Origin of the sequence: Kitasatospora sp. NPDC001261 (genome assembly GCF_042896795.1) — a bacterium.
Lineage (GTDB): Bacteria > Actinomycetota > Actinomycetes > Streptomycetales > Streptomycetaceae > Kitasatospora.
Map to the genome: position 1 here is coordinate 30094 of NZ_JBIAXP010000007.1, position 21658 is coordinate 51751.

Consider the following 21658-nt stretch of genomic DNA (forward strand, 5'->3'; position numbering starts at 1 on the left):
AAGGAGTGCGGATGCCGCCCATCACCGTCGTCGGTTCGATCAACCGCGACCTCGTCCTGACCGTCGAGGACCTGCCGCGACCCGGCGAGACCGTGCTCGCGCGGGGCTTCGTGGAGGGCGTCGGCGGCAAGGGCGCCAACCAGGCCGTCGCGGCGGCCCGGCTCGGCTCGCGGGTGCGGATGGTCGCCCGGGTCGGCCCGGACGCCGACGCCATCCTGCGGGCGCTCGCCGCCGAAGGGGTGGACGTCGGGGCGGTGCGCCCGGCACCGCAGAGCACCACCGGGATCGCCTCGGTGGTGGTCGACCGGGCCGGCGAGAACACCATCGTGGTCAACCCGGGCGCCAACGCCGAACTGTCCGTCGCGGACCTGCCGCATCGGCTGGCCCGGTCCGCGGGCGAGGTGGTCCTGGTGCAGCACGAGATCTCCGCCGAGGTGGTCGCCGCCGCCGTGCTGCGGGCCCGGGAGCAGGGCGGCACCGTCGTCCTCAACCCGGCCCCGGCCCGCCCGGTCGCCCCGGAGGTGCTCGCCGCCGTCGACGTCCTCGTCCCCAACCTCGGCGAACTCGCCACCCTGCTCGGCGCGGAGCCGCCCGCCGGCCCCGACGGGGCGCGCGAACTGCTGGAGCGGGCCGCCCTGCCCTGCCGGGCGGTCGTGGTGACGCTCGGCGCGGACGGGGCGCTGGTCAAACAGCCCGGCCGTCCCGCCGTACACCTGCCGGCCCCCGTCGTGGACGCCGTCGACACCGTCGGCGCCGGCGACACCTTCTGCGGAGCCCTCGCCGACTCCCTCGCCCGGGGCGCCGACCTGCTCGCCGCCGCCGAACGGGCCGTCCGCGCGGCCTCGTTGGCCGTCACCGGGCTCGGCGCCCAGTCCGCCATGCCCTCCGCGGCGCAGCTCGACGCGGCCGCCGGCCGTCCTGGCGCACCCGCCCCGCTCCCCGACGCGACCAGCGCGGTCCTCGACGCCCCCGCCGTTCCCGTAGCACCCTGACGGTCCCCGGCCCCCACGCCCGGTCCGCTCAGCACCCCGGTTCCCCCGCACCACCAGTTCAACGGAGAACACCCCATGCGCAACCTCAAGCTCGGACTGTTCGAGAACGCCCAGACCAACGCGAGCGGCACCGCCACCTGGCGCCACCCCGACAGCCGCCGGCACCTGTTCGACACCCTCGGGTACTGGCGCGACATCGCGCGGATCTGCGAGGACGCCAAGCTTGACTTCCTGTTCCTGGCCGACGCCTGGGGCTGGTCGGAGATCGGCGGGGTGCGCCCGCCGATCGCCACCGAGGAGACCCTCGACCTGCCGCGCCTGGACCCGTTCGTGATCGCCTCGGCCCTGCTCGCCAGCACCACCGACCTCGGCCTGGTGGTGACCGGCTCGGTGCTGGTCGAGCCGCCGTACGCCTTCGCCCGCCGACTGGCCACCCTGGACCAGCTCTCCGGCGGCCGGCTCGGCTGGAACATCGTCACCACCGGCACCGCCGACACCGCCGTCAAGGCCTTCGGGATGGACATGGTGGCGCACGACGACCGGTACCGGATGGCCGAGGACTTCCTCGACCTGGTCTACAAGTACTGGGAGGGCTCCTGGGAGCCCGACGCCCTGGAGAAGGACAAGGCCGGCCGCTTCGCCGACCCGGCCAAGGTCCACCTGGTCGAGCACGACGGCCCGTACTTCCGCTCGCAGGGCTACGGCAACACCGCCCGCTCCCCGCAGGGCACCCCGGTGCTGTTCCAGGCCGGCGCCTCCCCGGCCGGGCGCCGCGTCGGCGGGCGGCACGGCGAGTGCATGTTCGTCGGCAGCGGCACCGTCCAACAGCTCGCCGGGCACACCGCGGCGATCCGCGAGGAGGCCGTCCGGGCCGGCCGCGGCGCCGACGAGGTCAAGGTGATGTCGGCGTTCTCCTGCGTGATCGGTGCCACCACCGCGGACGCCGAACGCCGCTGGCAGCGCGTCCTGGACGCCCAGCGCCCGGAGGTCACCGTCGCCAGCTACGCCATGTTCACCGGCCTCGACCTGTCCTCGTACGCGCCGGACACCCCGATGGCTGAGCTGTCCACCGAGATGTCGCAGACCCAGGTCGCCCGGTTCGCCGACAAGACCGTCGGCGACGTGCTCGCCGACTGGCACACCCACGGCGTCGGCGCCCGCCCGGTGGTCGGCACCGCCGAGGAGATCGCCGACGAGATCTGCGCCCTGGCGGAGGGCGCCGACCTGGACGGCTTCCTGCTCTCGCCGACCGTCCAGCCCGCCTCCACCGTCGAGTTCGTCGAGTCGGTGCTGCCGATCCTGCGCGCCCGCGGCGTCTTCCGCGGCGAGTACGCGCAGGGCGAGTCGCTGCGCGAGCGGCTGACCGGCGCGTCCGACCGGGCCCTGCCGGCCAGCCACCCGGCCGCGCGGTACCGGCACTGACCCCCCGCACCGGCGACGAGAGGACGGCGACGACCATGGTCACTCCCGCCCACCACCCGACCGCGGTGGTACCGACCGCCGCGGAGCGGCCCGACCGGGCCGAGCTGGACGGCGCGGCGCTGCGCCAGGCGTTCGGGGCCTACCCCACCGGGGTGGTCGCGCTCGGCGCGCTGCGCGACGGCGAACCGGTCGGGCTCGCGGTCAGCTCCTTCGTGTCGATCTCGCTGGAGCCGCCGATGGTCGCGGTCAGCGTGGCCCGCACCTCCACCACCTGGCCCCGGCTGACGGAGGCTCCGGAGCTGGGGCTGAGCGTGCTCAGCCGCGGCCAGGGCGCGCTCTGCCGGCGGCTCGCCTCCCGCGCGGGCGACCGCTTCGACGGCACCGGCTGGCAGGCCACGCCGGGCGGCGCGGTGCTGATCCACGACGCGGCGCTCTGGCTGACCGCCCGGGTGCACGCGGTGTACGACGGCGGCGACCACGAGATCGTCCTGCTGGAACTGCTCACCGTCGAGCTGTTCCCCGGAGTGGAGCCGCTGGTCTTCCACACCAGCCAGTTCCGTGAGCTCACCCCCCATGGCTGACACCCCGACGGCCCCCCTGTCCGGCACCGTGGTGCACGGTGCCGGCCGGGGGAGGGGGCTGGGCTTCCCCACCGCCAACATCGCCCCCGACCCCGGCACCCCCGCCCCGCCGCCCGCGATCTACAGCGGCTGGCTGGCCCGCCGCGCGAGCGGCACCGTGCACCGCGCGACGATCAGTGTCGGCACCAACCCCACCTTCTGCGACACCTCCGAGATCCACACCGAGGTGTACTGCCACGACACCCCGGGCGACCTGTACGGCGAGCGCGTCGAGCTCTGGTTCGTCGCCCGGATCCGGGGCACCGAGCGGTTCGCCTCCGTCGACGAGCTGCTGCTCGCCGCCCGGGAGGACGTCCGCCGCTCCGAGGCCCTACTGGACTCCGAGCACGGACGGCACGTGCTCGCCGTCCTCTCCTGAACCGCCTCTCCTGAAGCGTCCTCTCCGGAACCGTTCTCTCCTGAACCGTTCTCTTCTGATCCGCCCGCACCACCTCTTCGCACCGTCCTTCACCTGCCCGGCGCGCGCCCCCGCTTCCCCCGCGACCCCGCGTCCCGCGCCACGAGCCCGGTCGGCCCCGCACCCCCCGCTTCGGCGGGGCCGACCGCCCCTTCCCCCACCTCGCTCCGCACGAACAAAGGTGTGAGTCATGAGCGCGTTCCACTGGTTGAACGAGCAGTTCGACTTCTTCGGCCTCCCCGTCTACTGGTCCGACTTCCTGGGCAACATCCTGGCGCTCGCCACCGTCTGGCTCGCCCTGCGGCGCTCGCTGGTGGCCTGGCCGGTGCAGATCCTCGGCTCGGTGCTGCTGCTGATCGCCAGCCTGAACGTGCACCTCGGCGGCAACGCCGCCCGGCAGATCGTCATCATCGTCTCGGCCTCCTGGGGCTGGGCGACCTGGAAGCGCAGCCGCGAGCAGGAAGGCACCATCAACGTCCGCTGGGCGTCGTGGCAGGAACGCGCCGTGCTGGCGGCCGCGATGGTGGCGGGGACGGCCGCGTTCGGCGCGGTGCTGAAGGGGACGGACGCCTCGTTCTACCCCGGGGCGCCGTGGTGGATGGTCCTCGCGGACGCCTGGATCTTCGTCGGCTCGATCCTCGCCATGTACAGCCAGGCCCGCCGCTACGTGGAGTTCTGGTTCGTCTGGCTGGCCGTCGACCTGGTGGGCGTGCCGCTCGCGGTCCACTCCGAGCTGTACTTCTCCGGCATCGTCTACGGGATCTTCTTCGTGATGGTGGTGCTCGGCATCCGCGACTGGGCGTCCCGCAGCAGGCCGCAGGAGATCGCCTCGCCGCTGGAGCCCGCCGTCCTGGTCGAGGGCCGGGACGAAGGCCGCGCGGGTGAAGGCGCCAACTCCCGGGTCACCAAGACCAACTGATGATTCGTCATGAACCTGTACGCGACTGCCCGGCCCGGGTCGCACCCCGCGAGGTGCGACCCGGGCCGGGCGGTCGACGGTCAGGCGCCGGCGGAGGCCAGGCGGGCGTGGCGGCGGGCGGTCGCCTCGGCCGGGTCCAGGACCGGGACGGCGGCCAACAGGCCCTTGGTGTAGGCGTGCTGGGGGGAGTCGTACACCGTGTCGGCGTCGCCCTGTTCCACGATCCGCCCGGCCCGCATCACCGCGACCCGGTCGCTCACCTGCCGGACCACGGCGAGGTCGTGGGCGATGAAGACCAGCGCGAGGCCGAGGTCGCGCTGCAACTCGCCCAGCAGCTCGACCACCTGGGCCTGGGTGGTGACGTCCAGCGCGGAGACCGGTTCGTCGCAGACGATCAGCCGCGGTCGGGGCGCCAGCGCGCGGGCGATGCCGACCCGCTGCCGCTGCCCGCCGGAGAACTCGTGCGGATAGCGGTGGTACCAGTCGGCGTCGAGCCCCACGCGTTCGAGGAGTTCGCCGACCCGGCTGCGGATGCGGCGCTCGTCGCTCTCCCCGGCGATGCGCAGCGGGTCGGCGATGGACTCGCCGATGCTGCGACGCGGGTTGAGCGAGGACACCGGGTCCTGGAAGACCATCTGCAACTCCCGCCGGATCGGGCGCAGTTCCTTCTCTCCGAGCGCTCCGATGTCCCGGCCGCGGTAGTGCAGCCGGCCGCCGGTCGGCTCCAGCAGCCGGACGAGCATCCGCCCGAGCGTGGTCTTCCCGGAGCCGGACTCGCCGACCACGCCCAGCGTCTCGCCGGCCCGTACGGTGAGCGAGACGCCGTCCACGGCGGTCACCGGGCCGGTGCGCCGGGTGAGGCCGCCGCGGGTGGCGAACTCCCGGCGCAGGTCGACGGCTTCGAGCAGGACCTCGTCCCCGGCGCCCCCGGTCGACCCGACCGACCTGGCCGCCTCGGCCGGCTCGGCGGGCGCGTCGACCCGGGGCACCGCCGACAGCAGCGCGCGGGTGTACGGCTCGCGCGGAGCGCCCAGCACCTCGGCGACCGGCCCGTGCTCCACGGCCCGGCCGTCCTTCATCACCAGCACCCGGTCGACGCTCCCGGCGACCACGCCCAGGTCGTGGGTGACCAGGACCAGCCCGGCGCCGGTCTCGGCCCGCAACTCGTGCAGCAGGTCGAGGATCTGGGCCTGGACGGTGACGTCCAGCGCGGTCGTCGGCTCGTCGGCGACCAGCAGCCGCGGCTCGCAGGCCAGGGCCATCGCGATCAGCACCCGCTGGCGCATGCCGCCGCTGAACTCGTGCGGACGCGACCGCGAGCGCCGCGCGGCGTCGGCGATGCCCACGCGGTCGAGCACCTCGACGGCCCGGGCCCGGGCGTCCCGTCGGGAGACGTCCCGGTGCACCCGCACGACCTCGGCGATCTGGTCGCCCACCGCGTAGTACGGGTCGAGGGCGGAGAGCGGGTCCTGGAACACCATGGCGGCCAACCCGCCGCGCAGGCGCCGGAGTTCGTCGCCCTCGGCGGTGACGGCGTCGACGCCGGCGACCCGCACCGAGCCGCCGATCCGGGCGCCGGTGCCGCGGTGCAGGCCGAGCAGCCCGTAGGCGACGGTGCTCTTGCCGGAGCCGGACTCGCCGACGATGCCGAGCGCCTGCCCGGCCTCCAGGGTGAAGCCCACGCCGTCGACGGCGCGGACGTGGCCGTCGCCGACCGGGAAGTCGACGACCAGGTCCCGGACGTCGACCAGGGGTTCGGAGCCCCGGGGCTCCGGGCTCAGGGTTCCGGCGCTCACGTCAGGACCACCCTTCGGTCGGTCACCGCGTAGAGCACGTCCGCGATGACGTTGGCGAGGACCACGAAGAACCCGGTGACGAGGGTGAGGCCGACGACGGTCGGCAGGTCGATCAGGCCCACCGAGGTGACCAGCAGCTTGCCGAGCCCCGGGAGGCCGAAGAGCGACTCGGTCAGCACGGCGGACCCGAACATCGTCCCGAGGTCGATGGCGGTCAGCGCGATCACCGGGGTGAGCGCGCCGCGCAGCGCGTGCCTGGTCACCAGGTGCCGTTCGCTGACGCCGTACGCCCGGAAGGTCCGGATGTGGTCGTCGGCGAGGGTCTCCAGCATGGAGGAGCGGGTCAGCCGGGCGTACTTCGCGGACTCGATGAGCGCGAGCGAGACCCAGGGCAGCAGCAGTCCCCAGAACCACTGCTGCGGGTCCTCGGTGAGGGGCACGTAGCTCGGGAACGGCAGCCACTGGAGCTGGGCGCACAGGACGATGAGCAGCACCAGGCCGATGACGAAGACCGGGATGGAGCTGCCGGCCAGCGTCAGCGCGGTCAGCAGCCGCTCGCTGAGCCGGCCCCGGCGCAGCGCGGAGACCAGCCCGGTGCCGACCCCGAGGACCAGCCAGAGCACCATCGCGCCGAGCGCCAGCGAGGCCGTCACCGGGAGCCGGGCGGTGATCATGTCGGTGACCTGCTCGCCGCTGCGGTAGGAGATGCCCAGGCAGGGCGCCTGGCAGTGCAGCAGGCCCGTCCCGGCGCTGAAGTCGCGGCCGGCGACGACGCCCTGGAGGAAGTGGGCGTACTGGAGGTAGACGGGCGCGTCGAGGCCGAGCCGTTCGCGCACCTGGGCGACCTGGGCGGGGCTGCACTTCTCGCCGCAGGCGAGCTGGGCCGGGTCGCCGGGGGCGATGTAGAAGACCGCGTAGACGACCAGGGAGAGGACGAGCAGGACGCCGAGCATGCCGACGGCCTTGCGGAGCAGGAAGCGGGTCATGCGGTGGCCTCCTCGGAGGGGCCCCGGCCCGTGCTCGACGGACCGGCGCTCGACGGACCGGCACCCGAGGGGCCGGCCTTCGACGGACCGGAGCCGCCGCGCGCCGTACCGACCCGCAGCCGGGAGGCCGCGCGGGGGTCGAGCTCGGTGCGGACGGCGTCGCCGAGCACGGTGAAGGCGAGCACGGTGGTGAACAGCAGCGCGGAGGGGAGCAGCACGTACATCGGGTCCGCGCGGAACCAGGTGGTCGCCCCGGAGAGCATCTGGCCCCACGAGGAGGTCGGCGGCTTGACGCCCACCCCGAGGAAGGACAGCCCGGCCTCGGCGACCACGTTGGACGGCAGCAGCACCGCCGCGTAGGTGATGACCGGCGCGGCCAGGGACGGCAGCAGCTCCCGGCGGGCGATCCGCCACCGGGTGGCGCCGGCGAGCCTGGCCGCGGCCACGTAGTCGAGCTGCCGGAGGCTGAGCGTCTGCGCCCGGACCACCCGTGCGGTGCCGGCCCAGCCCAGCAGCCCGATGACCAGGGTCAGCAGCAGCGGGCGGGGGAAGCCGGGGGGCACGACCGCCATCAGCGAGATGGCGAAGACCAGCGTGGGCAGCGCGAGCATCACCTCGGTGGTGTTGCCGATCAGCTGGTCGAGCCACCGGTTGCCGAGGCCCGCGGCGAGGCCGAGCAGGACGCCGATCGCGACCTGGACGAGGGTGGCGCCGACGGCGACGAGCAGCGAGATCCGGGCGCCGTGCACCAGTCGGGCGAACACGTCCCGTCCGGTGCCGGGTTCGACGCCGAGCCAGTGCTCGGCGCTGACGCCGCCGAAGGAGCCGGTGGGCACCCCGCCGGCCGCCGAGTCGAGCAGGTCATTGTGGTAGCCGGTGGGGTCCTGGCCCTCGATCGCGCTGAGCAGCGGTGCCGCCGCGGCGATCAGGACGAGCAGGACGATGACGAGGCCGGCGGTGAGGGCGGCGCGCCGCGCGAGCAGCCGCCGCCACACCTGTGGTCCCCCGGCGGCCGGGGAGGCCGCGGGGGCCTCCCCGGCTCGGGGTTGCTGTGGAGCCATGGTTGTCCGATCGATCCGTCCGGTCCCGTCCGCTACTTGACCGCGACCTGGGAGATGTCGAGGACGCCGGTCCAGTCGCTGATGACGATGTTGCGGACGTCCTTGCCGGACAGCCGCTTGTAGACGGGGTGGAACAGCGGGACGGTGAGGGCCTGGTCGCCGATCCGCTTGTCCAGGGCGCCCCAGCGCTTGGCGGCCTCGGCGTGGTCGGTGATCTTGTTGATCTGGTCGATCTCGTCGTTCACCGAAGGGTCGTCCAGCTGCGCGGAGTTGAAGTTGTAGCCGTCGGTGACGATCTGCCGGCCGTCGAAGATCGGGGCCAGGAACGGGCCGCCGGACGGCCAGTCGGCGCCCCAGCCGGAGAGGAAGAGGCCGGGCTCGGTGCCGACGGTGTGGATCGTCTTGGAGTACCGGGTGGAGTCCAGGGCCTCCAGCTGGACGGTGATCCCGGCGGCCTTCAGGCCGTCCTGGACGGCGGCGGCCAGGTCCGGGCCGTAGCCCTTGCCGGTGGCGCTGGAGTGGGTGAGCGTGATGGTCAGGCCGTCCGGGTAACCGGCCTCCTTCAGCAGCTCCCTGGCCTTCGCCGGGTTGCCCGTGGCACCGGCCGGGAACGGGTCGTACGGCGTGTACCCGAAGGTCTCCTGGGCGGGCAGGTAGGTGGTGGCGGCCTCGGCGAGCGAGGAGCCGCCGGCCGCGTTGACGACCGAGGTGCGGTTGATCGCGTAGGCGACGGCCTGCCGGACCTTGGGGTCGTCGAAGGGCTTGACCTTCGGGTTGAACGCCAGGTAGTTGACGTAGCCGAAGTGGCCGGTGCCGACGCGCGCGGCGAGCGACTTGTCGTCCTTCACCTGGGCGAGCTCGGAGGGGCCGAGGTTGGTGTCGGTGGTGACGGCGGCCGCGTCGGCGCCGGTGCCGGCGGAGAGCCGCTGGTTGATCACCGCCGGGTCGAGCCCGGACTGCACGTCGATGGTGTCCGGGTACGCCTTGCGCTGGTCGTCCGTCGCCGCCGACCAGTTGGGGTTGCGCTTGAGGACGAGGTGGGCGCCGTCGTTCTCGTTCTTGACGACCTGGTAGGGGCCGGAGGAGACGGGGTGCTCCTGGTACTTCGTCCCGGTGTCCTTGGCCTTCGGGACGGGGGCGAACTGCGTCTGGGTGGCGAGGTACGGGAAGTCGCCCTCGGGCTTGTTGAGGCGGAAGACGATGGTCTTCTCGTCCGGCGTCTCGATGGCGTCCAGACCGCGCGCGTCCTTGTACGGGCCCTGGTAGTCCGCGGCGCCGACCAGCCAGTCCCTCAGGAACGGTGCACCGCCCGAGAGTTCGGGGGCGAATGACCTTTCGATGCCGTACTTGATATCGGCCGTGGTGATCGGCGAACCGTCCTCGAACGTCAGGCCGTCCTTGAGGTGGTACGTCCACACCGTCGCGCCCTCCGACGGGGTGCCGGTGTCGGTGGCGAGGTCCGGGACGACCTTGGTGCCGGCCGCGCCGTCGGCCCGGTTGCGGGTGGTGAGGGTGCGGAAGACCAGGGAGGGGACGTTGCCGCCGCCGGAGGTGTAGAGCCGCGCGGGGTCGAACTGGTCCTGCGGGTTCTGGTTGAGGACGGTGAGGGTGCCGCCCTGCTGCGGCGCGGCGTCCTTGCCGGAGCCTCCACCGCCGTCGGCCTTCGGTCCGCACGCCGCCAGCCCGACGACCAGTGCGACGGTGACGGTCGCCGTGGCGAGGCGGCGAGGGGTGAAGGTGGTGGTTCGAGACATCGGAAAGGGGGCCTTTCGCTACCGATGGTGTACGGAGGAAGGCGGGCGACAGTGAGGCCTGGGGAAAGTGAGCGGCACCGCGCCCGCAGCAGGGGGCGACGCCCCGACGCGGCGATCACCGCTAAACGCGTCGGGACAGGGCGGATTCAGCGACAGAGATTGTCGGAAACGCAGTGCGCGGCCACGCCGATCAGCGCCAGCTCGATGGCGGCGCACGTGATCGGGTGACGGTCAGACATGCCGAGAAGAATGTATGACGATAAGGAGGATGTCAAAAAGCCCGACCACCATTCGGACAACACGTGAACACCGCGAACACCGGGGGTACCGGAAGCACCACGAACACCGCGAACACCGGGAATGTCCGCGACGTATCGGTGGGATGGCCGATGTGCGCGGGTGGGGGGCGTGGCCGGTTCCCCTTTCGCCGTCGACGCCCCCACCCGGGCCCGCTGCCGTCGGCTCGAGGATGCCGACGGCCCCGCCGCGCCCGCTGTCGCGCCCCGGCCGATCAGATCTCGGAGCGGGCGGTGGCCGTCAGCGGGGCGAAGGTCTGGCGGAGGTCGACGACGGTGGTCGGGCCCTTCACCCAGGCGAGCGGGGCGTGGTGCACCCGCACCCCGGCCGGCTCCTGGAGCAGCGCCTCCCCGGCCGCGTTCCGCGGCCACTCCACCGACCCGGTGGCGGTGCGGGCGGGGACCAGCCAGTAGTCCCCCCGGGTGTAGGCGCCGCCCGGCCGGAAGTACACCTGGACGCCGTCCTCCAGGTCGAGCCAGGCGCCCTCCGCGAGCTGCAGGGCGCCGCCGGCCAGGGGCAGGGCGTCCCGGCCGCGGGCCTCCCGGTGGTCCCAGCGGCGCAGGAAGGGGTGGAGCTCGGCCAGCCGCCCGACCCCCGGGACCGGCTCGGCGGACAGCCGCACCCGGCGGCCCGGCAGGTCGATCTCCTCCACCTGGAGCAGGTTCGCCGCCTCGTCCCGGCTGACGTACGCGCTGTCCGCGACCTCGACCCGGTCGCCCACCGAGAGGCCGAGCTTGTCGTCGTCGCCCAGCGTGTCCAGGGCGACCCAGACGCCCTCGACCGAGGCGATCGGGAGGACGACCGAGCCGTTCTCCCGGGACCACTTGAAGGTGGCGCCGCCCTCCGCCGATCCGCCGTGGTGGACCTCCACCCGGTACAGCTGGTTCTCCGGGCCCCGGTAGCCGGCCTCGGGGTGCGCCAGGCACGGGTCCTCGCCGGCCCGCTCCGGCCGCCGGGCCCGCGCGGCCAGCCAGGAGGAGGGCCGCTCGCGGGGCGCGGCCCAGGCGTCGAAGGCCTCCAGCACCCGGGACGGACCGCCGTCCGGCACGTTCAACTCCGAGGCGGGAAGGGCCAGTACCTGCCAGACGACCTTGGCCCGGGCCGCGGTGTCGGGCATCGCCGCGCCGAGCGCGACCTCGCGGATCTCCGGGTCCTCCACGGCGGTGACACTGCGCTCCCAGACCTTCAGGTAGACCAGGAACGGGAACGCGTCGGGCAGCCGGTCGCCGGGGCGCTCCTGGTCCCGGTAGGCGTCCGGCTGGTCCCAGTACGTCCAGCCGGCGGGCGCCTCCCGGGCCTCGGCGCCCCAGACGCCGTCGTCGGGCACGGCGGTGCCTGGCCCCGGCCGGTCGGCCTCGCACAGGACGCCGTCCACGTAGTACCGGCCGCCGCCGATGGTGAGGTCGTCCAGGTCGTGGTTGCCCGGCAGGTAGCCGATCGCGAACCCGGCCGCGCCGGCGGGCCCGCCGCGCCGGCCGATCAGGTCGGTGGCGAGCGTGCGCAGCTGGTAGCGCTCGATCGCGGCCTGCTCGTTGGCGTCGGCGTCGAGCTGGACCCGGCCCTGCTGGGTCAGCACCGCGGAGTAGTGCCTGCCGGGCCGGAAGGTCAGGCGCGAGAAGTCTGCGTGCACGGGGTCCCTCTCACAGTCAACGGTATTTAGCTGGTTGGGAGTTGCTCAGGGTCGGTCAGGTGGCGAAGAAGAGGCCGGCGTCGGTGCCGGCCGGGGTGTACTCGGCCAGCCGCGCCCGCAGGTTGTCCTCGCGCTGGGGCTGGAACAGGTCGTGGAAGGCGCCCAGTTCGGAGCGGTCCTCGGCGCCGCGGGTGATCTCCGGCGCGCAACCGGCGGCCGGCCGGCCGTAGCCGGGCGTGCCGTACCGGAGGCTGGTGAAGAGCGGGCGCACCCGCTGCGCCTCGGTCTCGCGCAGCCGCTCGGCCCGCGCCGGGTCCAGCTCGCCGCGCTCGACCAGCTCGGTCACCGCCGAGCGCACCCGGTCGGGCTGGCACTCGTACCGGCGGGGGGTGCGCGAGCCCGGGGGCACGTAGCAGAACCGCAGGCAGCCGAGCGAGCGGCGGGCCACCCGCATCCGGCCGGTGAAGACGCTGTCCTCGGCGATCCGCACCGCGTGGGTGTGCACCTCGCCGACCACCGTGGAGCGGTGCGCGTGCAGCACCGCGTAGGCGTGCTCGCAGTCGGGCCCGGAGAGCGCCGGGCGGTCCGGGCCGGTGGCGTCCAGGATGCTGTCGGCCAGGTGGATCTCCAGCGGGTCGTCGTCCACCTCGTCGCCGACGACCTGGATCGTGCCCAGGATGCTGCGCTCGATCCGCACGCAGGCCGTGGTGTGGTCCAGCACCAGGCTGGGCTCCTGCGGCGCGTGCGGCTCGCAGTGCGGCTCCAGGGACCAGCCCGGCACCAGGGTGCAGTGCCGCAGCGTGACGGAGGCGAGCGGCCCGGTGACGTTGACCCCGCGACCGGTGACCAGCAGGCCGTCCAGGACGAGCCGCCCGCCCGCGCAGGTGCCCCGGACGTTGAGTGCGTCCGGCCGGTTGCTGTACCAGTCGAGCAGCCGGATCACCGGCCGGGTGCCCTCGGCGGCGCGCAGTTCGAGCCGGTCGTCGGCCTCCAGGTCGAAGTCCAACTGCTCCTGGTAGGCGCCGCTGTGGGTGATCTCGATGACGGCGGAGCCGCCCGCGGTGCCGTCCCGCTGGTCGGCGCGCCACTGCTCGTACGCGTCGTTGATCCGCTCGAACGGCCGGCCGGGGCCGACCTGGTAGAGCGTCCGGTGCCGGGACTCCGGGCGGTCGCGCGGGTACTCGCCGCCGCCGGTGTCGTCGCCGAACGCGTAGTGGTAGTCGACCCAGACGCCGCGGCGCGGGGCGGAGCGGGCGCCGAAGGCGATCCGGCCGAGCAGCGGGTCGACGGCGACCTGGCCGCGCTTGGGCCGGTACGTCCAGTCGGTCAGGTCGGCCACCACGATCTCGGCGGGCGGGACGGGCTCCTGGGAGCCGTCGCGCCAGATGGCGAAGCTCTTGCCGGGCCCGTAGTAGTCGGCCGTGCGCTCGGCCAGCTGCCGGCGCCGGATCGGGGCCGGCACGGTGTCGGCCGTCGAGGGGTGCGCGCCGGCCGGCCCCGGCTCGGGCCGGGTGACCAGCGGGGCGTCGTTGCCGAGGACGGAGAAGGTGAAGAGGTTCCTGGCCCGGTCGACGCAGTAGGCCGGCGCCCGGGTCACCGGGTACGGCTTCAGCCGCCACACGGACAGGGCGACACCGGCCGGGGTGTAGCCGCCCTGGCGGCGCGGGGAGGCGGCCCGGCGGACGTCGACGGTGTGCGCCTGGCCGTCGAAGGGCCCGCCGAGCAGGTCCAGCGCCGCGCCGCGCCGGACGTCGACCAGCCGGCCCCGGCCCAGCCGCTGCCGGTCGGCCGGCTCCTCGTCCGGGCGCAGCAGCCGCACCGGCTGGGTGCCGGCGAGCAACCGGGACAGCTCCACGGCGCGGGCCGGCCAGTCGGCGACCGAGGCGGACAGCTCCTCCAGCAGGGCGAGGGTGCCCTTGCGGCGGCGGTTGGCGACCGTGTTCGCGACGTCCTGGCGGGGCGCCAGCCGGGCGGCGAGCCGGTCGCGGGCCGCGATCCGCTCGGCGGAGGCCTCGCCGTGCAGGCCGGTGGCGAGCACCTCCTCGTAGCCGGGCAGGATCCGGTAGCCGACCAGGTCGCCGAGGTAGGCGACGGCCCAGTCGGCGGCGGTCTCCACGAACCAGTCCTGGTAGCCCTGGTCGACGCCGCCGCGGACGACGTCGACCTGTTCGGCGATGACGGCCAGCAGGGCGCGCAGCGGCTCGCCCGCGTCGGCGTCCCGCAGCCGGTGCCACTGGGGCAGCAGCTCCAGCAGCCCGTCCGGGTCCCTGGTCATGCCCACCTCCGATGGATGCGCTGGTTCATCCGCGGATCTCCTTGAGGATCAACGTGTCGGGCAGGTCCGGTGCCAGTACGGCGAGTTGGGCCGGGCGGATGCCGCGGAACACCGTCACCACGCGGCCGGCCGGCAGCGGGCGGGTGTCGGTGACGGCCGGGTTGAGGCGCAGCAGCTCCGCGAGCGGGACGCCGTTGCGGGCGGCGATGTCGGTGAGCGTCTCGCCGGCGGGGTCCCGCACCCGGTAGCGCTGCTCCTCGTAGCGGGCGAGCCGGGCCGGGACCGTCGGCTGCGGCCGCGCGAGCTGGGCGGCGAGGTTCTCCAGGCCGTCCGGGGTGAGGCTGCCGGGCACGCCGGTGAAGGCGTCGACGTCCACCCGGTCCACGCCGGGGACGGCCTGGGCGGCGGCGAGCACCTCGGACAGGTGGGCGGGCTGGCCGAGTTGGCGTCCGGCGTAGCCGAGCCGGTCGAGCAGGGCGCGGCGCACGGCCGGTTCGACGAGGTCCCAGGAGTGGTCCGGGGCGACCTTGACGCCCGCGGCGACGACCAGCAGGACGAGTTCGCGCACGGCGACCCGGACGGGCAGCCGCGGGTCGCCGTAGGCGGTGAGCGAGGACCGCAGGGTGCGGAGCAGGTCGGAGTCGGCGGCGAGCGGGATGTCGTCCACCCCGGCGACCGTGACGTGGACGAGCTCGCGCCGGCCGTCCGAGAGCCGGGTGGCACTGGCGCGCCCGATGCCGGCCCGGGCGCGGGTGAAGTCCTCGTAGTCGGGCACCGAGACCAGCCGGTCCAGGGCGGTGACGGCGAGCGGGATGGTGCGCCTGGCCAGGCCCGGTCCGTCCGGTCCGGCGCCGCCGGTGGCGGGCAGCGGGTTGACGACGGCGGAGACGCCGAGCGGGCGGGTGGTGAGCTGGGTGATCCGGCCGGCGCCGACGTTGCCGCTCTCGCCGATGCCGATCCGGTAGCGGGCGCGGACGTTCTCCCGGCCGGTGGCCAGGCGCGAGCCGTGCACGCCGTCGCCGAAGGTGATGGTGGTGCGGCCGTCGGCGGCGGTCGCGGTGACGTAGACCCGTTCGTCCGGGCCGCGTCCGGTGAGGCTGTCGACCTCGTGCCAGAGCACTCCGTCGACCCGGACCTCCAGGGTGCTGCGCGCGCCCCCGGGGGTGTCGGCGGCCAGCCAGGTGAGCGGCGACTGCCAGAGGGTGAAGCGCTGGCCGGGGACGCCCGCGTCGCCGCTGCCGATCGCCTCGTCGCGGGTGGCGCCCTGGGTGGCGCGGACGACGTTGCCGAGGACCTGGACGGTGTCGCGCCGGTAGCGGAAGGCGAGCGGGGCGCTGAGCGTGACGGTGGTGCGGACGGTGTCCCCGGGCAGGAGCGGGTCGACGCCCTGCTCGACGCCGGCGATCATGGCCAGTTCGGTGCCGCGGACGCCGGTGGTGTGCGGGAGGTCGGTCCGCTCGCCGCTGACCGCGATCCACCGGCCGGGGGTCAACCCGTCGTAGAGCCGGGCGAGTTCGATCCGGTCGCCGCGGACGTCCTCGGTGACGGGCTCGTCGGCGAGCCGCAGCGCCTCGCCGCGGGCGTAGACGGTGGCGTCCCGCAGGTGCGAGAGCTGGGTGTCCTGGTCGTCCAACCAGGGCTGTTGGAGGGAGAGTTCGGTGACCTTGCCGGTGATGCCGAAGTCGGCGCGGGAGACCACGCGCACGTCGGTGACCCGGGTGATGACCTCGGCGAGGTCGCGGCTGCCCGGGATGCCGCCGTCGAGGCCCTTGCGGGGGCGCTGGATCACCACCCAACTGCCGGGCGCGATCTGGTCGTACACGGCGTCGAGGGTGAGCACCGTGCCGGAGACCGGCTGCAGCTTGGTGGTGAGGGCCACCTCGACGGCCGGCGCCGACTGGTCGGTGCCGGCGTAGCGGTGCACCCGGACGTTCAGCTCGCCGGACTCGCCGGTCCGCTCCTGGCCCGGGTCGAGCTGGTAGTCGAGCGCGGGGCCGGGCCCGCCCTCGACCTTCACGTGGACGCGGCCGTCGGCCTGGGGGCGGGACACGAAGACCGTGCGCTCCGGCAGTTCGGCCAGCAGCTGGGCGCTGACGCCGGGCTCCGGGGCGGGCGCGGGTACGGCGGTCCGCAGGGCGGACGGCGGCGGTACGGGCGGTGCCGTCGGCTCGGTGGTGACGATCTTGACCTGGCCCGGCCCGAACGGGAAGGTGTGGTCCCACGGCAGCGAGAAGCCGCTGTGCACCAGGCTGCCCGCCTCGACGTACGTGAAGTCGGCGGTCTTCGGGACGGTGCCGGCGTCGTCGAAGGCGATCCGGACGCTGACCAGCGTGCTGCCGGAGAGCGGCCAGTCCACGTAGCGGTCGATCCGGCCGTCGGTGCCGTAGACGGGCTTGAGCGGCGCGGTGGCGCCGAACGGGGTGGCGACCACCCGCATCGCCTGGATCTCGTGCACGGCGAGCGGCGCCGTCAGGTCGACCTGCCGCCAGGCGGGGTAGAGGCCGTCGCGCAGCCGGGGGTCGAGCGCGGACAGCAGCTGCGCGCCGAGGTCCGAGCCGGGCGCGAACAGGCGCTGCGGGTCGCGGGCGAGGTCCCGCGCGCTGAGCGGGGGCCGGGCGGGGGCGGTGCGCAGCGCGGCCAGCAGCGAGCCGAGTCCGCGGACGGCCGGGTCGGCGGTGCCGGGGCCGGGGGGCCCGGGCTTGTCGGGGGCCTGCGGCGGCTCCAGCTGGTGGGCGCGGTCCCGCAGGCCGGTCAGCTCCTCGCCGAGATGCCCGAACCAGTCGGCCACCGGCTGCTGGGCGTGGGCCAGTTCGGCGGCCTCGGCGGCCCGGTCGACCACCGGGGCGAGCCGGTCGGCGAACTCGGCCGGAGTGCCCAGCGGGCCGGACGGCCGGTCGAGGTCGGCGCGCAGCGGGGCGAGCACCTGCTCGTCGAAGTCCCGGATGATCCGGCTGTGCCCGGGCCTGGGGTTCGGGGCGGACTCGGAGACGGTGATCCAGTCGGCGAGTTCGGCGCGCAGGTCCTTGAGGGTGCGCAGGTCCCGGGGCAGCCCGATCACCGTGACGTCGTTGTCGCGGTCGAGCCGCACCTCGGGCACCAGCCGCAGCATCCGGTGGACCGGGTCGGCGGCCTTGTCGGCGCTGAAGACGAACAGCAGCCGGTCGCCGGGCCGGAGGTTGTTCGCGGTGCCGGCGGCGAACAGCTCGGCGCGTCCGCCGGGGTTCAGCTGGCCGGGCGTCAGCTGGTACGGGCGGCGGCGCAGCACGGCCAGTTCGTTCCAGGCCGAGCGGGCGGGGAGGTCCTCGGCGGTCTCGAAGGACTGCGGGTCCTCGCCGGGGCCGGGGACGCTCTGGCTGCGGGCGCCGCGCGGGATCACCACGGTCGGGTCCTCGGCCGCCCGCGGGTCGTGGTCGAGGGAGTAGGCGAGGTAGGTGTCGGCGGCCACGCCGGGCCGGGGCCGGTGCCCGACCAGCCGGCCGAGCAGGGCGAGCGAGTCCTCCTCGGTGGCGGTGCGCAGGTAGCCCTCGTTGGCGATCCGCTCCGAGTAGAAGGTGAGCAGGTCGGCGAGCACGGCCCAGGCGTCCAGCAGCGCGATCGCCGGGTCGTCCGGGGTGCGGACGGTCAGGTCGCGCAGCGCCGGGTAGGCGGGGCCGGACAGCCGGGCGAGCAGGCTGTCGAGGAACTCCCCGTAGCGGCCGACCCGGTAGCCGATGGCGTCCAGTCCGGGCGGGTTGAACACCGGGACCGGGGTCGCGGTGGCGGTGCCCGCGCAGCCGCAGGTGCACTGGCCGCTCATCGGCCACCTCCGAGGACGATCGAGAGCCGGCCGTTCTCCGGCCGGTCGGGGTCGTTGTCGCACGCGGCGATCTCCAGCGCGCCGAGCCGCAGCAGCCCGTCGTCCAGCTCGCCGTCGTCCCGTCCGAACTGCCGCCGCAGCATGGTCACTTCAGCACTGACGACGCCCGGCACGGCGGCCGCCGCGGCCACCAGTCTGGAGACCCGCACCGGTTCGCCGAAGCCCAGCGCGTCCGGGTGGAAGAAGCCGAGCCGGCCGTCCGGCAGGGCGCGGTTGCCGAGCACCCGGCGCAACTCGGCCAGGACGTGGCCGCGTTGGTAGCCGGCGGCGGCGCAGACCCGCAGTTCGAGGTCGATCGGCACCAGCAGGGCGGGCCGGACGACCAGGTCGTGGCCGATCCGGCGGTACGCCTCCAGACCGTGCCCGACCGCCTCCAGCAGGGCCGGGCCGGCCACCGCCTGCCCGAACGGCTCGACGGCGACGTGCACCTCCTGCACACTGCCCGTCCAGCGGAGCGCGGCCGCGGCCCGCCGGACGCCCGGCAGGGCGGCGGCCAGCTCCGCGTAGTCGGCGGCCGTGACGGCGCGCAGCCGGGTGCGGCCCAGGGCCAGCGGGGCGAGCCGGCGGACCTGGTCGAGCGGTTCGGGCTCGACCCCGCCGGTCGCGGGCAGCGGGTTGCGGACCAGCCGCACCGCGTCCTGCGGCCGGGTGGCGGCGCCGCGCCGGTTCGCCTGGGGCGGCCGGTCCCGGCAGACCACCAGGTGGTTGACGGCCTCCGCGCCCACGTTCCCGGCCGTGCCGTTGCCGATCCGGTACGCGACCTCCAGCGTGCCGCCGGGTGCGGGCGGCAGGCCGTGGCGGCCGTCGCCGAAGCGCAGCGCGAGGCGCCCGTCGTCCTCCAGCTCGCCCACGAAGTGCCGGTCCCGGCGGCCGTCGGCGAGCAGGTCCCGGCGCGGCGTCCACTCCTGGCCCGCCGAGGTGGCCCGGACCTCGGGCAGGGCGGCGCGCGGGTCCTGGACGGCGATCCCGGCCGCGGGGCCGGCCAGCGCGGGGGAGTCGGGGTCGAGCCCGGCGGCGTACCGGGCGCCCCAACTCTGGGCCACCTCCCAGACGGTGGGCCGCCCGAGCACCCCGCCGGAGCGGGCGCGCGCGGTGAGCACCTCCAGGCGGCGCAGCTTGGCGGCGAGCAGGCGGGTGCGGCGGGCCAGCAGCTCGCGCAGCCCGGCGGCGGGCCGCTCCGCGAGCCGCAGCTCCTGCACCACCCGGGCGCCGAACAGCACGGTCAGTTCGGCGAGTTCGGCCCGGGAGAGGTGGTGGCCGTCGCACGCCCGGTGCCACAGCCCCTCCAGCCGCAGCCGGACCCGCTCCGGAACGCCGGCGAGCAGGGCGGCCTGCCCGGCGCAGACGTGCGCCCGGTCGGGGTAGGCGGCCGCCTGGGTGACCGGCGCGTAGCGCAGCAGCGGACGGAAGGGCTGCGGCAGCACGGGGTAGCGGGTCTGGTCGAGCAGGGTCTCCAGCGCCGCCGCCTGGGCGTCGGCCGTGGGCGGCTCCACCACCGCGCCCTCGCCGTCCTCGCCCTCCGCGGTCGCGCCGGGCGCGAGCAGCACACTCAGCCCGGCCCGCCGCACCGCCGCCTCGCCGAGCAGCGCGTCCAGGGCGCGGACCTGCTCCGGGCCGAGCTGGCGGCCGTCGCGGGCCTGGTCGAGCAGTTCCCGGATCGCCTCCGCCGCCGGGCTGCCCTCGGCGCGGTCCTCGCAATTGCACCCGCCCGGCCCGCAGGGCGCCGTACGGACCGGCTCCGGCGGCACCGGGAAGGACTCCGGGGCGCCGCCGCAGAAGGTGAGCGAGCGGCCGTGATCGACCAGGGCGACGTTGCCGCGGGCGACGCTCACGTCGGCGATCGGGCCGCAGTCGCTGCCGCCGTGGGAGGACAGGCAGACCGGGAAGGCGAGCGCGTCCTCCGGCGCCCAGGTGACCTCCAGCACGGGCTGGTCGTACAGCTCGTCGACCAGCGGGGTGACGGAGGTGAGCCGGACGGCCTGGCGGTGCGCGGGGTCGGCGTCGGTGGGCGCGCCGGTGCGCGGGCCGAGGACCTCCTCGATGACCAGCAGGTCGCCGGGGCGCAGCGCCAGGTGGCGGGTGCGGGGCTCGGGCTTGTCGGTGCCGGGCCGGTCGCCGGGCGGGGCGGTGTCCTCGCGCGGGGCCGCCCCGGGCCGGTCCTCGCGCGGGCACGGGTCGGTGTCGGGCCGGTCGTCGCGGAGGGTGGCGGAGGTCGCGCCCCGGGGCAGGACGCAGTCCTGGTCGCCCCAGGTCCAGAACCGGATGGTGTTGTGCGCGGGGTGCAGCACCAGGTCCGCCCCGCCGAGCGGCTCGAACACCTCCACCGCGGCGGTGCGGGCGAGCACGTCCAGGTCCTCGTCCGGGATCACCGTGGACAGCTCCGGGCGCTCCTGCGGGCCCAGCCGGCCGACGTCGACGGCGGCGAACCGGAAGGTGCCGGACCGCAGGGTGACGGAGCGGTCCACCTCCAGCGCGACGAACGCCCGGGCGTTGCAGCCGTCGTGCACCGCGTAGTCGACCAGCCGGACGTGCCGGCGCACCGACACCCGGCGGCGGGCCGTGTCGAGGTACGCCTCGGTGGCCACCGCGTCCTGCTGGTAGGAGAGCTGGTCGGCGGTGTAGGCGAGCAGCTCGACCAGGGTGACGCCGAGGTCGGGCAGGTGCCGCTCGGTCCAGCCGGGGACGGTCAGGCTCATCCGGTCCAGCACGAGCCGGCGCAGGCTCTCGTAGTCGCGCGCGGTGTAGTCGATCACCGGGGCCGGCCGGACGGCGGGCGGGCAGCCCTCGTCGGTGCGGCAGTCGTACGGGGACGGGCAGTCGGCGCCGAAGGAGAACCCGGTGTGCGCGTACCGCGGGTCGAAGCCCGGGAACGGGCGGGTGCCCGGCCGGCCGTACGCGTCCGCCAGGACCACGCTCAGCCGGTAGCGGGAGGTGTCGCCCGCCCGGTCGAGGGTGACGAGCATCCGGTCGTCCAGCTCCGGGTCGTCCGCGCGCTCGATGTCGACCGCGAGGGCGCGCAGACCGGTGATCCGGCGGCCGCCGTCGACCCGGATGTTCTCCGGTCCCAGCTCGTCCGGCGCCCGGCCGAGGAAGGTCACCGTCAGCGTGCGCCCGTCGTCGCTCGGCTCGGCGCCGTCCAGGCCCAGCAACCGCGCCGCGCGCACGTCGGCCCGGCGAAGTTCCGTGCCGCACTGAGAGGTCGGGAATTCCGCCTGGCCGGTCATGCCGCCACCCCGCCCTCGAACACGTCCTGCCGCCGGGTGCCCGTCCGGCGGACGATGTACGCCAGCTCGACCCGCACCACGTTGTCCTCGCTCTCCACGTCGAGCGCGACGACCTCGATCACATCGCCGAGCCACCGCTGCAGCGCCGCCTGGACGGACAGCTGCAGGGTGGCCGCCAGCTCCGGGCTGTTCGGCGCGAAGACCAGGTCGAGCAGCCCGCAGCCGAAGTCCGGGTGCATGACCCGCTCACCCGGGCTGGTGAACAGCAACTGCTCGATCAGGTCGCGCACATGGTCGTCGTACGCCGCCCCGGCGGTGCGCCCGCGGCTGTCGATCCGGAACGGGAAGGCGAGGTCCGTCCGGGCGGGCCCTGGCGTTGGTGCCATCAACTCGGTGCCGCTGACGGGC

15 protein-coding genes are annotated in these 21658 nt (G+C 75.0%); 5 read left to right on the forward strand and 10 right to left on the reverse strand.

Annotation, left to right across the window (positions count from 1 at the left end; genetic code table 11):
• The first annotated feature begins 11 nt into the window (after window positions 1-11).
• The 5 genes from ACFY4B_RS11440 to ACFY4B_RS11460 all read left to right on the forward strand — a co-directional run bounded on the left by ACFY4B_RS11440 (window position 12) and on the right by ACFY4B_RS11460 (window position 4371).
• Complete coding sequence (locus ACFY4B_RS11440) at window positions 12-992, forward strand: ribokinase (protein ID WP_387967344.1); 981 nt, start codon at window positions 12-14, stop codon at window positions 990-992.
• 75 nt (window positions 993-1067) lie between these two features.
• A complete protein-coding gene (locus ACFY4B_RS11445) occupies window positions 1068-2414 on the forward strand; it encodes an NtaA/DmoA family FMN-dependent monooxygenase (RefSeq protein WP_380742858.1) in 1347 nt (448 codons plus the stop codon).
• A gap of 35 nt (window positions 2415-2449) precedes the next feature.
• Entirely contained in the window at window positions 2450-2995 is a 546-nt protein-coding gene (locus ACFY4B_RS11450; protein WP_387967347.1) for a flavin reductase family protein, read from the forward strand.
• On the forward strand, window positions 2988-3413 hold the full coding sequence (locus tag ACFY4B_RS11455; protein WP_074006036.1) for a riboflavin kinase: 426 nt from the start codon (window positions 2988-2990) through the stop codon (window positions 3411-3413). The genes ACFY4B_RS11450 and ACFY4B_RS11455 overlap by 8 nt, the downstream gene beginning before the upstream one ends.
• Window positions 3414-3642: 229 nt before the next feature.
• Window positions 3643-4371: a nicotinamide riboside transporter PnuC gene (locus tag ACFY4B_RS11460; protein ID WP_387823748.1), complete on the forward strand. Its 729-nt coding sequence runs from the start codon at window positions 3643-3645 to the stop codon at window positions 4369-4371.
• An 80-nt stretch (window positions 4372-4451) separates the two neighbouring features.
• On the opposite strand, the gene ACFY4B_RS11465 is transcribed toward ACFY4B_RS11460, so the two are convergent.
• From ACFY4B_RS11465 to ACFY4B_RS11510, 10 genes are all read right to left on the reverse strand, one after another.
• Window positions 4452-6167 carry an ABC transporter ATP-binding protein gene (locus ACFY4B_RS11465; RefSeq protein ID WP_387967349.1) on the reverse strand — a complete coding sequence of 572 codons (1716 nt, stop codon included), beginning with the start codon at window positions 6165-6167 and terminating at the stop codon, window positions 4452-4454.
• Window positions 6164-7153: an ABC transporter permease gene (locus ACFY4B_RS11470; RefSeq protein ID WP_049651523.1), complete on the reverse strand. Its 990-nt coding sequence runs from the start codon at window positions 7151-7153 to the stop codon at window positions 6164-6166. Before ACFY4B_RS11470 ends, ACFY4B_RS11465 begins: the two co-directional genes overlap by 4 nt.
• A complete protein-coding gene (locus tag ACFY4B_RS11475) occupies window positions 7150-8214 on the reverse strand; it encodes an ABC transporter permease (protein WP_387967351.1) in 1065 nt (354 codons plus the stop codon). Before ACFY4B_RS11475 ends, ACFY4B_RS11470 begins: the two co-directional genes overlap by 4 nt.
• Before the next feature lie 32 nt (window positions 8215-8246).
• Window positions 8247-9968: an ABC transporter substrate-binding protein gene (locus ACFY4B_RS11480; protein ID WP_117486741.1), complete on the reverse strand. Its 1722-nt coding sequence runs from the start codon at window positions 9966-9968 to the stop codon at window positions 8247-8249.
• 146 nt (window positions 9969-10114) lie between these two features.
• On the reverse strand, window positions 10115-10207 hold the full coding sequence (locus ACFY4B_RS11485) for an Ms4533A family Cys-rich leader peptide (RefSeq protein ID WP_310593099.1): 93 nt from the start codon (window positions 10205-10207) through the stop codon (window positions 10115-10117).
• Between the two features lie 272 nt (window positions 10208-10479).
• Entirely contained in the window at window positions 10480-11895 is a 1416-nt protein-coding gene (locus tag ACFY4B_RS11490; protein WP_387967353.1) for a DUF6519 domain-containing protein, read from the reverse strand.
• A 55-nt stretch (window positions 11896-11950) separates the two neighbouring features.
• Window positions 11951-14170, reverse strand: a complete 2220-nt coding sequence (locus ACFY4B_RS11495) for a hypothetical protein (RefSeq protein ID WP_387967355.1) — start codon at window positions 14168-14170, stop codon at window positions 11951-11953.
• 25 nt (window positions 14171-14195) lie between these two features.
• Window positions 14196-17966, reverse strand: coding sequence for a putative baseplate assembly protein (locus ACFY4B_RS11500; RefSeq protein ID WP_387967357.1), 3771 nt, complete (start codon window positions 17964-17966; stop codon window positions 14196-14198).
• Window positions 17963-21250, reverse strand: coding sequence for a putative baseplate assembly protein (locus ACFY4B_RS11505; RefSeq protein ID WP_387967359.1), 3288 nt, complete (start codon window positions 21248-21250; stop codon window positions 17963-17965). The genes ACFY4B_RS11500 and ACFY4B_RS11505 overlap by 4 nt, the downstream gene beginning before the upstream one ends.
• Complete coding sequence (locus ACFY4B_RS11510) at window positions 21247-21636, reverse strand: GPW/gp25 family protein (RefSeq protein ID WP_387967652.1); 390 nt, start codon at window positions 21634-21636, stop codon at window positions 21247-21249. The genes ACFY4B_RS11505 and ACFY4B_RS11510 overlap by 4 nt, the downstream gene beginning before the upstream one ends.
• Between the last annotated feature and the right edge of the window lie 22 nt (window positions 21637-21658).

What these genes read in the sequence shown, in the direction of transcription:
- ACFY4B_RS11500 (WP_387967357.1), bottom strand. Translation starts at nt 17,966, where the DNA reads ATGAGCGGCCAGTGCACCTGCGGCTGCGCGGGCACCGCCACCGCGACC.
- ACFY4B_RS11475 (WP_387967351.1), bottom strand. Translation starts at nt 8,214, where the DNA reads ATGGCTCCACAGCAACCCCGAGCCGGGGAGGCCCCCGCGGCCTCCCCG.
- ACFY4B_RS11455 (WP_074006036.1), top strand. Translation starts at nt 2,988, where the DNA reads ATGGCTGACACCCCGACGGCCCCCCTGTCCGGCACCGTGGTGCACGGT.
- ACFY4B_RS11445 (WP_380742858.1), top strand. Translation starts at nt 1,068, where the DNA reads ATGCGCAACCTCAAGCTCGGACTGTTCGAGAACGCCCAGACCAACGCG.
- ACFY4B_RS11470 (WP_049651523.1), bottom strand. Translation starts at nt 7,153, where the DNA reads ATGACCCGCTTCCTGCTCCGCAAGGCCGTCGGCATGCTCGGCGTCCTG.
- ACFY4B_RS11495 (WP_387967355.1), bottom strand. Translation starts at nt 14,170, where the DNA reads ATGACCAGGGACCCGGACGGGCTGCTGGAGCTGCTGCCCCAGTGGCAC.
- ACFY4B_RS11450 (WP_387967347.1), top strand. Translation starts at nt 2,450, where the DNA reads ATGGTCACTCCCGCCCACCACCCGACCGCGGTGGTACCGACCGCCGCG.
- ACFY4B_RS11505 (WP_387967359.1), bottom strand. Translation starts at nt 21,250, where the DNA reads ATGACCGGCCAGGCGGAATTCCCGACCTCTCAGTGCGGCACGGAACTT.
- ACFY4B_RS11460 (WP_387823748.1), top strand. Translation starts at nt 3,643, where the DNA reads ATGAGCGCGTTCCACTGGTTGAACGAGCAGTTCGACTTCTTCGGCCTC.
- ACFY4B_RS11440 (WP_387967344.1), top strand. Translation starts at nt 12, where the DNA reads ATGCCGCCCATCACCGTCGTCGGTTCGATCAACCGCGACCTCGTCCTG.
- ACFY4B_RS11485 (WP_310593099.1), bottom strand. Translation starts at nt 10,207, where the DNA reads ATGTCTGACCGTCACCCGATCACGTGCGCCGCCATCGAGCTGGCGCTG.
- ACFY4B_RS11480 (WP_117486741.1), bottom strand. Translation starts at nt 9,968, where the DNA reads ATGTCTCGAACCACCACCTTCACCCCTCGCCGCCTCGCCACGGCGACC.
- ACFY4B_RS11510 (WP_387967652.1), bottom strand. Translation starts at nt 21,636, where the DNA reads ATGGCACCAACGCCAGGGCCCGCCCGGACGGACCTCGCCTTCCCGTTC.